At 63.9% G+C, this 12235-nt stretch carries 11 protein-coding genes, 1 tRNA gene and 1 pseudogene; 3 read left to right on the plus strand and 10 right to left on the minus strand.

Annotated elements, in window-relative coordinates:
- Positions 1 to 22: 22 nt before the first annotated feature.
- The 7 genes from BMX67_RS04260 to BMX67_RS04290 all read right to left on the minus strand — a co-directional run bounded on the left by BMX67_RS04260 (position 23) and on the right by BMX67_RS04290 (position 7719).
- On the minus strand, positions 23 to 1168 hold the full coding sequence (locus BMX67_RS04260; RefSeq protein ID WP_090732742.1) for an iron-containing alcohol dehydrogenase: 1146 nt from the start codon (positions 1166 to 1168) through the stop codon (positions 23 to 25).
- Positions 1168 to 2544 (minus strand): aldehyde dehydrogenase family protein, encoded by a 1377-nt coding sequence (locus BMX67_RS04265; RefSeq protein WP_090732743.1) that lies wholly within the window; start codon positions 2542 to 2544, stop codon positions 1168 to 1170. Before BMX67_RS04265 ends, BMX67_RS04260 begins: the two co-directional genes overlap by 1 nt.
- Positions 2541 to 3896, minus strand: coding sequence for a glutamine synthetase family protein (locus BMX67_RS04270; RefSeq protein ID WP_090732745.1), 1356 nt, complete (start codon positions 3894 to 3896; stop codon positions 2541 to 2543). Before BMX67_RS04270 ends, BMX67_RS04265 begins: the two co-directional genes overlap by 4 nt.
- A 69-nt stretch (positions 3897 to 3965) precedes the next feature.
- Positions 3966 to 5003 carry a TRAP transporter substrate-binding protein gene (locus BMX67_RS04275; protein WP_090732746.1) on the minus strand — a complete coding sequence of 346 codons (1038 nt, stop codon included), beginning with the start codon at positions 5001 to 5003 and terminating at the stop codon, positions 3966 to 3968.
- Between the two features lie 63 nt (positions 5004 to 5066).
- On the minus strand, positions 5067 to 6386 hold the full coding sequence (locus tag BMX67_RS04280; protein ID WP_090732748.1) for a TRAP transporter large permease: 1320 nt from the start codon (positions 6384 to 6386) through the stop codon (positions 5067 to 5069).
- On the minus strand, positions 6383 to 6964 hold the full coding sequence (locus BMX67_RS04285) for a TRAP transporter small permease subunit (protein WP_090732750.1): 582 nt from the start codon (positions 6962 to 6964) through the stop codon (positions 6383 to 6385). The genes BMX67_RS04280 and BMX67_RS04285 overlap by 4 nt, the downstream gene beginning before the upstream one ends.
- Complete coding sequence (locus tag BMX67_RS04290) at positions 6961 to 7719, minus strand: N-formylglutamate amidohydrolase (RefSeq protein WP_245739172.1); 759 nt, start codon at positions 7717 to 7719, stop codon at positions 6961 to 6963. The genes BMX67_RS04285 and BMX67_RS04290 overlap by 4 nt, the downstream gene beginning before the upstream one ends.
- Before the next feature lie 125 nt (positions 7720 to 7844).
- Between BMX67_RS04290 and BMX67_RS04295 the strand changes: the two genes are divergently transcribed.
- Entirely contained in the window at positions 7845 to 8690 is an 846-nt protein-coding gene (locus BMX67_RS04295) for a MurR/RpiR family transcriptional regulator (RefSeq protein WP_090732751.1), read from the plus strand.
- A gap of 97 nt (positions 8691 to 8787) precedes the next feature.
- On the opposite strand, the pseudogene BMX67_RS04300 reads toward BMX67_RS04295, so the two are convergent.
- Positions 8788 to 8952 (minus strand): annotated as a pseudogene (locus BMX67_RS04300) (AAA family ATPase); the annotation flags it as partial.
- 169 nt (positions 8953 to 9121) lie between these two features.
- Positions 9122 to 9197 (minus strand) — tRNA-Ala (locus tag BMX67_RS04305).
- Between the two features lie 285 nt (positions 9198 to 9482).
- On the opposite strand from BMX67_RS04305, the gene BMX67_RS04310 reads away from it, so the two are divergent.
- Positions 9483 to 10538: a saccharopine dehydrogenase gene (locus BMX67_RS04310; RefSeq protein ID WP_090732753.1), complete on the plus strand. Its 1056-nt coding sequence runs from the start codon at positions 9483 to 9485 to the stop codon at positions 10536 to 10538.
- A 71-nt stretch (positions 10539 to 10609) separates the two neighbouring features.
- A complete protein-coding gene (locus BMX67_RS04315; RefSeq protein ID WP_090732755.1) occupies positions 10610 to 11791 on the plus strand; it encodes a PQQ-dependent sugar dehydrogenase in 1182 nt (393 codons plus the stop codon).
- Between the two features lie 70 nt (positions 11792 to 11861).
- On the opposite strand, the gene BMX67_RS04320 is transcribed toward BMX67_RS04315, so the two are convergent.
- The gene (locus BMX67_RS04320; protein ID WP_090732757.1) at positions 11862 to 12233 is read right to left on the minus strand and encodes a DUF3775 domain-containing protein; all 372 of its coding nucleotides are present in this window, start codon (positions 12231 to 12233) and stop codon (positions 11862 to 11864) included.
- Positions 12234 to 12235 lie beyond the last annotated feature (2 nt).

Raw genomic sequence — 12235 nt, forward strand, 5'->3', positions numbered from 1 at the left:
GAAAGCCCGCGCCCGGCGGGGATTACAGCACCGCCTCAAGCAGGCTGCGGATATTGGCGGCGGTCAGTTCGACCGGGTTGCCGCCGCAACTGGGATCCTTCAGCGCGCCCTCGATCAGCTTGTCCATGTCGGGGTCGGTCACGCCAAGCGCGGACATCCGTTTCGGGATGCCGAGGCTGTCGTTGAACCCGTCGACGAAGTCGCGGAAACCGTCGAAACCGCCCTCGATCCCCAGATAGGGCGCCGCGCGGTCAAAGCGGTCGCGGATCACCGGGGCGTTCAGGGCCAGAACGGCGGGCATGCAGACCGCGTTGGTGGTGCCATGATGGGTGTGGTGGATCGCCCCGATCGGGTGGCTGAGGGCGTGGATCGCACCCAGCCCCTTCTGGAAGGCGACCGCCCCCATCATCGCGGCCGACATCATCTGGGCGCGGGCGTCGATATCGCCGCCATCGTGATAGGCGCGGGGCAGGTTCTCGATCACCAGGCGCATTCCTTCCAGCGCGATGCCCTGACTCATCGGGTGGTAATGCGGGCTGGAAAATGCCTCGACGCAATGGGCAAAGGCGTCCAGCCCGGTGCCCGCCGTGATGGCGCGGGGCATGCCCACGGTCAGTTCCGGGTCGCAGATCACCACCGAGGGCAGCACCCTGGGATGGAAGATGATCTTCTTTTCGTGGCTTTGCGAATTGGTGATGACCGAGGCGCGGCCGACCTCGGACCCGGTGCCCGCGGTGGTCGGCACGGCGACGATGGGCGCGATCGCGTCGCTGTCGGCGCGGGTCCACCAATCGCCGATATCCTCGAAATCCCACAGTGGGCGGGTCTGGCCGGCCATGAAGGCGACCATCTTGCCCAGATCCAGCCCGGAGCCGCCGCCAAAGGCGATCACCCCGTCATGGCCGCCCTGCCTGTAGGCCTGAACCCCGGCCGCCAGATTGACTTCGGTCGGGTTGGGATCGACCTCGGCAAAGATCGCGCGGCCAAGGCCCGCGGCCTCCATCACATCCAGCGTCGATTGGGTGACCGGCAGCGCGGCCAGCCCGCGATCGGTCACCAGAAGCGGTTTGCGGATCCCGGCCTGCGCGCAGGCCTGCGCCAGTTCGGCGATACGGCCGGGTCCGAATTTGATCGCGGTCGGATAGGACCAGTTGCCAACTAACGTCATCAGCTTGCCTTCTTCAGGTGATAGGATTTGGGCCGGGTCAGGTTGTGATAGCCGATCAGCGACAGCCCGCCGCCGCGACCTGTGTTCTTGCAGCCGGTCCAGCACAGCGAGGGATCAAGGTAATCCGCGCGGTTCATGAAGACGGTGCCGGTGTCCAGCCGGTCGCCCAGGGCGATGGCGCGGTCGATATCGCGGGTCCACAGGCTGACCGTCAGGCCGAACTGGCTGTCATTCATCAGCGCCACGGCCTGATCGTCATCCCTGACCGGCATGATGCCGACGACGGGGCCAAAGCTTTCGTCGCGCATCACCCGCATGTCGTGGCTGACGTTGGTCAGGATCTGCGGTGTCAGATAGGCCGCGCCGTCATCCTCGGGGAAGGCCGGGATATGGGCAACGGCCCCGTCGGCGACGGCTTCGTCGATCTGGGCGCGGACCTCGGCGGCAAAGCGGGTATTGGCCATCGGGCCGATGGTGGTGTCGGGGTCCAGCGGATTGCCCAGCTTGTAGCCGCGCACCAGCTCGATCGCCTTGGCAAGAAAGTCGTCGAACAGGCTTTCATGGACATAGATCCGTTCGATCCCGCAGCAGCACTGGCCGGAATTGAACATCGCCCCGTCGATCAGCGTGGCAACGGCGGCGTCCAGATCGGCGTCCTCCATGACATAGCCGGGGTCCTTGCCGCCCAGTTCGGTGCCGACGCCGGTGAAGGTGCCCGCCGCCGCCTGTTCCATCGCGGCGCCGCCCGCGACTGAGCCGGTGAAGTTCACGAAATCAAAGCTGTTGGCCGCGATCAGATCGGCGGTGGTGTCGTGGTCCAGAAACATGTTCTGGAACAGATCGGCAGGCAGGCCCGCCGACAGAAACGCATCGGCCATCCGCTCGCCGACAATAAGGGTCTGCGTGGCATGTTTCAGGATCACCGCATTGCCGGCGATCAGCGCGGGTGCAACGGTGTTGATCGCGGTCATGTAGGGATAGTTCCAGGGCGCGACGACGAAGACCACGCCATGCGGAACCCGGCGGATAAAGCGGCGAAACCCGGCATCGTCGCCGACCTCGATCGGGGCCAGACCTTCCTGCGCCAGTTCGGCCATCTTGCTGGCGCGTTCCTCGAACCCGCCGAATTCGCCGCCATAGCGGACCGGGCGGCCCATCATATGCGCCAGCTCGGGCACGATCTGATCGTTCAGCGCCCCGACCGCCGCGACCCCTGCCAGCACCAGATCGATGCGGTCCTGCAACGGCCGCGCGGCCCAGTCGGCCTGCGCCTTGCGGGCGGCCCTGATGCGGTCGCGGGCGGCATCGAAATCGACGGTCTCTCGGGTGGCGTAAACCGACCCGTCGATGGGCGATATACAGCGCAATGCGGTCATGCCTGTTCCAGTCCTCTTGCGATTTCGTAGTCGGTGACCACGCGGTTGAATTCCTCGATCTCCCATTCCGCGGCGCGGGCGTAATGGGCAATGGTGTCTGCGCCGAAGGCCTGTGCCAGCATGTCCGATCCGATCAGCGCCTCGCGTGCCTCGCGCAGGCTGTGGGGGACGTGCTGGCAGGCATCATCGGCATAGGCGTCTCCTGCGAAGGGCTTGGGCAGGGGCAGTTCCTCGCGGATGCCGCGCAGCCCCGCGGCCAGCATGGCGGCGCTGGCCAGATAGGGGTTCATGTCGGCGCCCGGCAGGCGGCACTCGATGCGGATCGCCTTGGTTCCCGCGCCGCACAGGCGAAAGGCCGCGGTGCGGTTGTCGACCGACCAGACGATGCGGGTCGGCGCAAACGTGCCTTTGGCAAAGCGTTTGTAGCTGTTGATATAGGGCGCCAGAAAATAGGTGTATTCCGCCGCATAGGCGACCAGACCCGCGATGTAGTGATCCATCAGGACCGATTTGCCCAAGGGCCGGTCCGCGTCGAAGAAGGCGTTCTGTCCATCCTGCCACAGCGATTGGTGCACATGGCTGGCACTGCCGACGCGATCCTTGTGCCATTTCGGCAGAAAGCTGGCCGCCAGCCCGTGCTGATGGGCGATTTCCTTGACGCCATGCTTGGCCAGCGTGTGGTGATCCGCCGTCGCCAATGCGTCGGCATAGGTCATGTTCAGCTCTTCCTGACCGGCCTCGGCTTCGCCTTTCGAGCCTTCGATCGGCAGCCCCATCGCCCGCAGGTGATTGCGGATCGGGCGCATGACATATTCTTCCTTGCTGGTCTGGAAGATGTTGTAATCCTCGTTGTAGGTCGAGATCGGCTGAAGCCTGAAACCGCCGCGCGCGATGTCGTCATGCGTGCCTTGGAACAGAAAGAATTCCAGTTCGGTCGCGGTGATCGGTTGCAGGCCCATCCCCTGCGCCTGCGCGATCTGATCCTTCAGCATCTGGCGCGGGGCAAAGGGCACCGGCGCGTGGCTGTGATGATCCAGCACATCGCACAGGCACATCGCGGTGCCGGGCAGCCAGGGCACGATCCGCAGCGTCGTCAGATCGGGTTTCAGGGCGTAATCGCCATAGCCGCTGTGCCACGAGGTCGAGGCATAGCCGTCGGGCGTCGCCATCGCCAGATCGGTGGCCAGAAGATAGTTGCAGCAATGGGTTTCGTCGCCCGCCATCTGCAGAAAGGCTTCGGCGTGGAATCTTTTGCCCATCAGGCGGCCCTGCATGTCGATCAGGCAGGTCAGCACGGTGTCGATCGCGCCGGACTGGATCCGGGTCTTGAGGTCGTCAAACGATATGGTCATGTCTGTTCTCGGGACGGATGCGCGTGTCGCGGATGGCCCGCCCCGACAGCCGGGACGGGCCGGGGCGCCTTAGCTGTAGCGATAGGGACGACCGGCCTTTTTCATGTCGTCATTGTATTTGCGCAGGATCTCGACGACCTTGGCCTTGACCGGGCTTTCGGCGGCGATTTCCTCCCAGAAGGTCAGGGCGGCATCCTCGACCTGCTGCCATTCGGCGTCGGGGATGGTGGTCAGCTTCATCTTGTCGCCATTCACGCGCAACGATGCCTCGCCGCCCCAGTACCACCACTGGCGATAGTAATGCGACTGGTCGCAGCAGACCCGGAACAGCGTCTGCAGATCCTCGGGCAGTTCGTTCCAGCGATCCATATTGGCAAAGAACGACCCGGCCCACGCGCCCGAGATGTTGTTGGTCAGGAAGTAATTGGTCACATCCGCCCAGCCGACGGTGTAATCCTCGGTGATGCCCGACCAGGCGATCCCGTCCAGTTCGCCGGTCTGAACGGCAACCTCGATATCTTCCCATGGCAGGGTCACGGGCACGACGCCGAACTGGCTCATGAAGCGGCCGGCTGTCGGGAAGGTGAAGACGCGTTTGCCCTTCAGGTCCTCCAGACTGTTGATCGGGTCCTTGGTTGCGAAATGGCAGGGGTCCCATGCACCGGCGCTGATATGCTTGACGCCGACGGCGGAATATTCCTCGTCCCAGATTTCGTTCAGGCCGTATTGGTTGAACAGCACCGGCACATCCAGCGAATAGCGCGAGGCGAAGGGGAAATAGCCGCCGAACACCGTCACATCGGTCGGCGAGGCCATGGAATCGTCATCCGACTGCACGGCGTCGATGGTGCCGCGCTGCAGGGCGCGGAACAGTTCGCCCGTGGGGACCAGCTGATCGGCGTAATACAGTTCGATATTCATGCGGTCGCCCGCGATCGTGTTGAACATCTTGATCGCCGGGTCCAGCACATGTTCGGCCAGGGCGGCGCCGGCATAGGTCTGCATCCGCCATGTGATCTTGCCTTGGGCAAGGGCGGGCGTGGCCAGCGGCGCGGCGGCCGCGCCGACGGCGGCGGTGGACAGAAACTTGCGTCTTGTCGTCTTCATGTCGTCGATCTCCTGTTGGTGGGTTCCATTCTTCAGGACTGCGCCTTGCGGCGTTCTTGTTGTTCAGTTTCCGTAGACCAGTTGCGGCAGCCACAGCGCGATCTGCGGAAAGGCCATGATGATGGCCAGCGCGATCACCATCACGCCGACGAAAGGCACGATCGAGGCATAGATGTCGCGCAGCCGGATTTCCGGCGGGGCCATGGCGCGCATCAGGAACAGGTTATAGCCGAAGGGCGGCGTCATATAGGCGATCTGGGTGGTGATCGTGTAAAGGACGCCATACCAGATCAGGTCAAAGCCAAGGCTGCCGACCAGCGGCACGTAAAGCGGCGCGACGATGACCAGCATCGCGGTATCGTCCAGAAACGTGCCCATGACGATGAAGCTTAGCTGCATCAGGATCAGGATCACCCAGGGGCTCAGACCCAGCTGTTCGGTGAACAGGCTCTCGATCGCGCGGACCGCGCCCAGCCCGTCGAAGACCGCGCCAAAGCCAAGCGCGGCAAGGATGATCCACATGAACATGCAGGAAATCGCCAGCGTCTGTTTGACACAGCGATGCAGCAGCGCCCAGGTCATCCGCCGTTTCAGCACCGAGGCCGCCAGCGCCGCCAGAGCCCCGATGGCCGAGCTTTCGACAAGCGAGGTCCAGCCCCGCACGAAGGGCACCATCATCACCGCGAAGATGATCAGCGGCAGCGCGCCCGCGCCCAGCAGGCGGATCTTTTCGGCGCGGGTGACATCGCCCGCATCCTCGGCCACGGGACCCAGCGCGGGGTTCAGGCGGCAGCGGATCCAGATATACAGGATGAACAGCGCCGCCATCATCAGGCCCGGCACCACCCCCGCCAGCCACAGCTGACCGACCGGCTGCCGCGCGATCATCGCGTAAAGCACCAGCACGACCGAGGGGGGCACCAGGATGCCAAGGCTGGACCCGGCCTGAATGACGCCCGTCACCATGATCTTGTCATAGCCGCGCCGCAGCAGTTCCGGCAGCGCGATGGTCGCGCCGATCGCCATGCCCGCGACGCTGAGCCCGTTCATCGCCGAGATCAGCACCATCAGCCCGATCGTGCCCATCGCCAGCCCGCCGCTGACATTGCCGAACCAGACATGGAACATGCGGTAAAGATCGTCGGCCAGCCGGCTTTCCGACAGCACATAGCCCATGAAGATGAACATCGGCAGGGTCAGCAGCGGATACCATTTCATCAGCTTCATCGCCGCCGAGAACGGAATGTCCGGCCCGCCCGTGCCCCACAGCGCCAGCGCGGCGATGGCGGCGATGGCCCCGATCGCGCCGAAGACGCGCTGTCCGGTGAACAGCATCAGCATCATCGAGCTGAACATGAAGATCGCGATATGTTCCTGGCTCATTTATCCGCCTCAAGCGTTTTGTCGCCGCCCAGCAGCAGAATATCCTTGGCCAGTTCCGACAGGGCCTGCAGCAGCATCAGGAAGATCCCGAGGATCATGACCGCCTTGATGGGCCAGATGACCGGCTTCCATGCGGTGGGGGAATTTTCCAGCCGGCCGATTTCCTCGGCCCCGGTCACCAGACCCGCAAAGAACCGCAGCGGCTGATCGCCCCAATAGCCAAGCGAATAGGCCGTCGATCCCAGCGCGCCATACAGAAGCACGCCCAGATAGAAGATCAGGAACATCACGGTGACGCAATCGACCGCCGCCTTCCGCCGCGCCGACCAGTCGCCATAGAACAGGTCCATCCGCACATTGGCGCCGGTCAGGATCGCATAGGGCCCGCCCAGCATGAAATAGCCGACCATCAGGAACTGCGCCATTTCCAGCGTCCAGATCGACGGCAGGAAGAACGCCTTGGAAACCGAGGACCACAGCAGCACCCCGATCATCGCGAACAGGCCATACATGGTGACAAGGCCGATCAGCTTGCTGATCCGGTCGATGGCATTGGCATAGGCGCGCAACAGCCTCATATGCCGCCCCCCGTGCGGGTCGCCTGCAGGATGGTATCGGCCAGATGCGCGGCCATGTCCCTCGCGCCGCCCGCGTTATCGATCAGGTCGTTGCGGATCTCGATCATCGTGGTCGGCAGGCCCCGGTTTTCGGCATGGCGCACGATGCTGTAGGTCACGCCGTCCTTCGCGCTGTAGGGGGCGTTCAGCTCGGCCCGGAAACGGCCCTTGGCCCGTTCGACCCGCAACGCGGCCTGGCTAAGCGCGGCCCGATCGCGAAACAGAAAGCCAAGCTGGGTGTCGCGCGGCTGACCGTGATAGACTGCGGTAAAACTGTGGATGGTGACAATGCTGACCGGCCCGCCCACACGCTGCATCTGCAGGTCGATCAGCTGTGTCGCGGCATGATGAAACGGATCGTGGATCAGCATGCAGCGGCCCGCGATGTCGGTTTCGGACAGGTCGCGGTTGCCGGGTATGTCGAACACCTCGCTGCGTGGCGGGATGCAATCGGCCGCGGTCGGCGGGCGGTTGCAATCGTAAAGCAGCCGCGACACCCCGCAGGACAACAGCGGCGCATCCAGGATGCGCGACATCTCGGCGGCGACAGTCTCGGCCCCGATATCCCAGGCGGCATGGGACAGGCGGGCCGCATCATCCAGCCCCATGTCGCCGAAATCCTCGGGGATGACATGCGCGGCATGTTCACAGATCAGGACAATCGGCGCGGCACCGTTCGTCTTGCGAAACCATATCGGGGACCATTGCTGATTCACCACATGCACCTCGGACCTGAATTTTGTAGAGGCTGCTACACATCCGCTTTCTGTGTCAATTATATTATGTAGCAGAAGCTACAATCTGCTATACGATGTAGCATACTGAACTAAGGTAGCGAGACATGCTGGTCAGAGATCTTGTGGAAAAACACCGGGCCGAGTTCACCACCGCCGAGCGCAGGCTGATTCCGTTCCTGAAAGACGACTCGCTGGTGATCGAGCTGCAATCCATCACCAAACTGGCCGAAGCGGCCGAGGTATCGACCCCGACGGTGATCAGACTGGCCCGAAAACTGGGCTTTGACGGCTTCCCCGCGCTACAGGGCGCGATCCGGGCCGAACTTGCCGAACGGATCAAGCAGCCTCTGGCCAAGCTAGAGGCACCGATGGCCGAAAGCGGGGCCGATCACCTGATCAACCGCTTTGCCGAAAAGGTCGTGCAGAATCTTGGCCAGACGATCGGGCAGCTGAACCTTGCCGATTTCGCCGCCGCCGCGACATTGCTCAGCAGTTTCGACAGGCCCGTCTATCTGATCGGCGGTCGCATCACCCAGCCCGTCGCCGCCTATTTCGCCAATCAGCTGGCGAATGTACGCCCGCGCGTCACCTTGATGAGTTCCTCGCGCAGCGCATGGCCGCAGACGGTCATGGACCTGGACGATCGCACGGTGCTGATCATCTTCGACATCCGCCGCTATGAAAAGAAGATGGAGCGGTTGGCCGAATTCGCCGTCTCGCAGGGGGTGCAGATCATCTTGCTGACCGATCAATGGGGTTCGCCCATCGAAAAGATCGCCCATCACTGTTTTCGCGCCATGGTCGAGGCCCCGTCCAGCTGGGATTCGACCCTGGCCCTGAACTTCCTGGTCGAGACCTTCGTGGCGCAGGTCCAGCGCGAAGCCGCCGATGCCAGCGCCGAACGCATCCGGCGCATGGAACACGTGATCGGCGCGACCGAAATATTCTGACAACGCGGTCTTGGACGAGGTCGAACGCGATTGTGCGGCCTTCGGGGGGAATGTGACACGTTGAACCGACCCCCATTTCAACCGAAAATCTGGGCATGCGATCCGCCCACGGGAGAGCGTCTCCGCCGCTTGCCATCTCCTCGCGAATGACCGCGCGGCCGGATTCGGGGATCGTGCGAAAGCCACGGCGGGCGAGCTCGGTGATCAGGCTGGTCTTGCCCGCACCAGGGCCGCCCGTCACGACAAAGAAATGGTCGCTCATGGGCCACCCTCGGATTTGACAGGGGAAAGCGCTGCGAAGCTATCGACACGCTAGGAGCGGCGATCAAGGCAGCATGGATTTTCGTAGAGAAAACAGCACCCGTCTGCGTGGCAGAGGCAAATCCTCTGACGAAAAAGGCAGAACTATCTGGTGCTTTTCAAAAGATCTTTGGTGGAGCCAAGGGGAGTCGAACCCCTGACCTCTTGCATGCCATGCAAGCGCTCTACCAACTGAGCTATGGCCCCACGGTCCAGCAGAAACTGTCGTTCTTGCTGTAGAGGGGCGTATAAGTTTGTGCGCCGTCAGGTGCAAGTCAAAAAATGCGGTTTCATTGGAAATTCGGGCGAAGGCATTCCGTGGCGCGGAGTCGGTCTGGGTGGTTCGCCCTTGGGTCAGCGAACTGCCAGGGGAATCGTGAGCCTGGCTGTCGGGGCGATGACCGCGACCTCATATCGGCGTCGGTTCGCTTGTCGCGGGGCGCGGCGCTGCTACAACTATTGCGCAAGACGCCAACAGCAGGGGAGATCGGGATGACACATCTGTGGGTGCGGGCCGAAAGTCGTTCGAACGAGGAACGTGTGGGCATCACCCCTGAAGGTGTGGCCAAGCTTCGGGCTGCGGGGATGAGGGTGACGGTCGAGGACAGCCCGCGCCGCGTGATCTCGACCGAGGATTACGCGCGCGCCGGCGCCGATATCGCGGTCGAGGGCACCTGGCCTGCTGCGCCCGACGATGCGATCATCTTCGGGCTGAAGGAATTGCCGCAGGATGGAACGCCGCTGCATCATCGCCACATCATGTTCGGGCATGCGTTCAAGGGGCAGCCGGATGGTCAGGTGTTGCTGCGCCGGTTCCGCGAAGGTGGCGGGGCGCTGTATGATCTTGAGTATCTGCTGGACGCGGACGGAAGAAGGCTGGCAGCCTTTGGCTATTGGGCCGGGTTTGCCGGGGCGGCGGTGTCGCTGAAATGCTGGGCTGCGCAGCAGCGTGGCGAAATCTGCCCGCCGGTGCAGGCCTATGCCGATCAGCATCGTCTGACCGAGGATCTGCGCGCCCGGCTGGACGCGACCAACCTGACACGCCCGCGCGCGATCGTGGTGGGTGCGAAGGGGCGCGTGGGCCGTGGTGCTGCGGATCTGTTGTCGCAGCTGGGCGTGGCGGTGACCCGTTGGGACATGGCGGAAACCGCGCATGGAGGTCCGTTCCCCGAGATCCTCGCGCATGACATCTTCATCAATGCCATCCTGGCGCAGCCGGGGGCGCCGGTCTTTGTTCCGGCCGAGGCGGTCGGTCCGGGGCGTGCCTTGCGCGTGATCGGTGATGTGGCCTGTGATCCGACCAGCGCGTTTTCCCCGATCAAGGTTTACGACCGCTGTACGACCTGGGATGCGCCTGCGCTGCGCGTCGCCGAGGCGCCGCTGCTGGACGTAATGGCGATCGACAACCTGCCCTCGATGCTGCCGCGCGAATCGTCGCTGGATTATGCGGCGCAATTGCTGCCCGTGCTGGCGCAGTTGGACCGTATCGAGGCCGGGCCTTGGGGCGGTGCACGGGCGATCTTTGACCGCCACGTGTCGGGGCGGTGACCGGGGTTCCGGGGAACGGACAGGCGACAGGCGGCGTTCGGCCATCAGGCCGCAACCACCGGAGAGACATCATGTATCGTTCAGCATTCATGGCGCTGGCCATCCTGACCGCAGGGGGCGCCGCCGCGCAGGGGTTCAACCAGGCGCCGCCGAACGCGCCGGACCAGACACCTGCCTTCGACGGGCAGACCCGCGCGCCGGTGCTGTCCGACACGCCCTTGTCACGGCAAGTCATCGCGGATGGCCTGGACCACCCCTGGGGCATGGCACAGATGCCGGACGGGGCGTGGCTGGTCACCGAAAAGCCCGGGCGGTTGCGCATCATTGCCGCCGACGGATCCTTGGGCGAGCCGATTGCCGGCCTGCCGAAAGTCGATGCGCGTGGTCAGGGCGGGCTTCTGGACGTCGCGATCGCGAATGATTTTGCCGAGACACGTCGTGTCTGGGTCAGCTTTGCCCAGCCGCGCGAGGGTGGCAAGACCGCCACTGCCGTTGCAACCGGGATCCTGTCGGCGGATGGGCGGCAATTGCAAGAGATGAACGTCATCTGGCAACAGCAGCCGGCATGGAAGTCGACAAAGCATTATGGATCGAGGTTGGTTCTTGATGGCGAGGGCGGTCTGTTCGTGACGACCGGCGAACGGTCCGATCCCGAACCGCGCGTCTATGCGCAGAATGTGCGTGCGACCTTGGGCAAGGTGGTACGGATCGACCCGATCAGCGGGGCCGCGATGGGCGATCCGGGCGTGGCCGAAGCCCTGCCCGAGATCTGGTCCTGGGGACATCGGAACATCCAGGGTGCGGCGCTTGGCCCGCAGGGCGAACTGTGGACGATCGAGCATGGTCCGAAGGGCGGGGATGAGCTGAACCGCCCGCAGGCAGGGCGCAATTACGGCTGGCCCCGCGTGACCTATGGCGTTGAATACAGCGGACAGCCGGTGGGTGAGGGCGTCACCCAATTGGAAGGGACCGAGCAGCCGGTCTATTACTGGGACCCGGTGATCGCGCCCGGCGGCATGGCCTTCTATGAGGGAGAGATGTTTTCCGATTGGCAGGGCGATCTGCTGATCGGGGGGCTGAGGGCCGGGGCCGTCGTGCGCCTGCAGATGCAGGATGGGCGCGTCACGGGTGAGGCGCGGCATGTTCAGGGGATCGGCCGTGTGCGCGATGTCGCGGTTGCGGATGACGGCGCGATCATGGTGCTGACCGATGCGGCGAATGGGGCGCTGATCCGGCTGACACCTTCGAAGTAGGGGAAGGGGGGCGGAACGGGCAGGGCCCGTTCCGGTCGCTGCCGCTGGGCCGGGCGCGCCTTCGGCGCGGTCAGACGGGTTTTTGCAGGTCGTCTTCAGCCTCTTCGGGTGAAATGCCAAGCGCATCCATCCCCGCCTCGAGCAGATCGGCCAGGCGGGGTTCGCCCATCAGATAGTCTTCGGTCGGGGTCGTCTGTTCCGTACGGGCCGTGGCGATGGCCTCGGACAGATCTGCGGCATCGAAGCTGTCGCGGCCTATCCACATCACGGCGACAAGGCTGGCCTGTTCGTCCTCGTTGAGACCGGCGATGAAATCATGCAGCTCGGTTCGGGTGCCATGCTGTCGGCGTTCGCCCTGATGCGCCCAGGCGTTGACGCCGCTGTCATATTCACGGGCGCGGATGATCACATGGGCGATCTTGTCGGCGGTGATGTTCAGCATGG

Origin of the sequence: Paracoccus homiensis (assembly GCF_900111675.1) — a bacterium.
Lineage (GTDB): Bacteria > Pseudomonadota > Alphaproteobacteria > Rhodobacterales > Rhodobacteraceae > Paracoccus > Paracoccus homiensis.

Excerpts from the sequence above, each read along its gene's own strand:
- BMX67_RS04260 (WP_090732742.1), bottom strand. The coding sequence starts at position 1,168 with ATGACGTTAGTTGGCAACTGGTCCTATCCGACCGCGATCAAATTCGGA.
- BMX67_RS04265 (WP_090732743.1), bottom strand. The coding sequence starts at position 2,544 with ATGACCGCATTGCGCTGTATATCGCCCATCGACGGGTCGGTTTACGCC.
- BMX67_RS04270 (WP_090732745.1), bottom strand. The coding sequence starts at position 3,896 with ATGACCATATCGTTTGACGACCTCAAGACCCGGATCCAGTCCGGCGCG.
- BMX67_RS04275 (WP_090732746.1), bottom strand. The coding sequence starts at position 5,003 with ATGAAGACGACAAGACGCAAGTTTCTGTCCACCGCCGCCGTCGGCGCG.
- BMX67_RS04280 (WP_090732748.1), bottom strand. The coding sequence starts at position 6,386 with ATGAGCCAGGAACATATCGCGATCTTCATGTTCAGCTCGATGATGCTG.
- BMX67_RS04285 (WP_090732750.1), bottom strand. The coding sequence starts at position 6,964 with ATGAGGCTGTTGCGCGCCTATGCCAATGCCATCGACCGGATCAGCAAG.
- BMX67_RS04295 (WP_090732751.1), top strand. The coding sequence starts at position 7,845 with ATGCTGGTCAGAGATCTTGTGGAAAAACACCGGGCCGAGTTCACCACC.
- BMX67_RS04310 (WP_090732753.1), top strand. The coding sequence starts at position 9,483 with ATGACACATCTGTGGGTGCGGGCCGAAAGTCGTTCGAACGAGGAACGT.
- BMX67_RS04315 (WP_090732755.1), top strand. The coding sequence starts at position 10,610 with ATGTATCGTTCAGCATTCATGGCGCTGGCCATCCTGACCGCAGGGGGC.
- BMX67_RS04320 (WP_090732757.1), bottom strand. The coding sequence starts at position 12,233 with ATGCTGAACATCACCGCCGACAAGATCGCCCATGTGATCATCCGCGCC.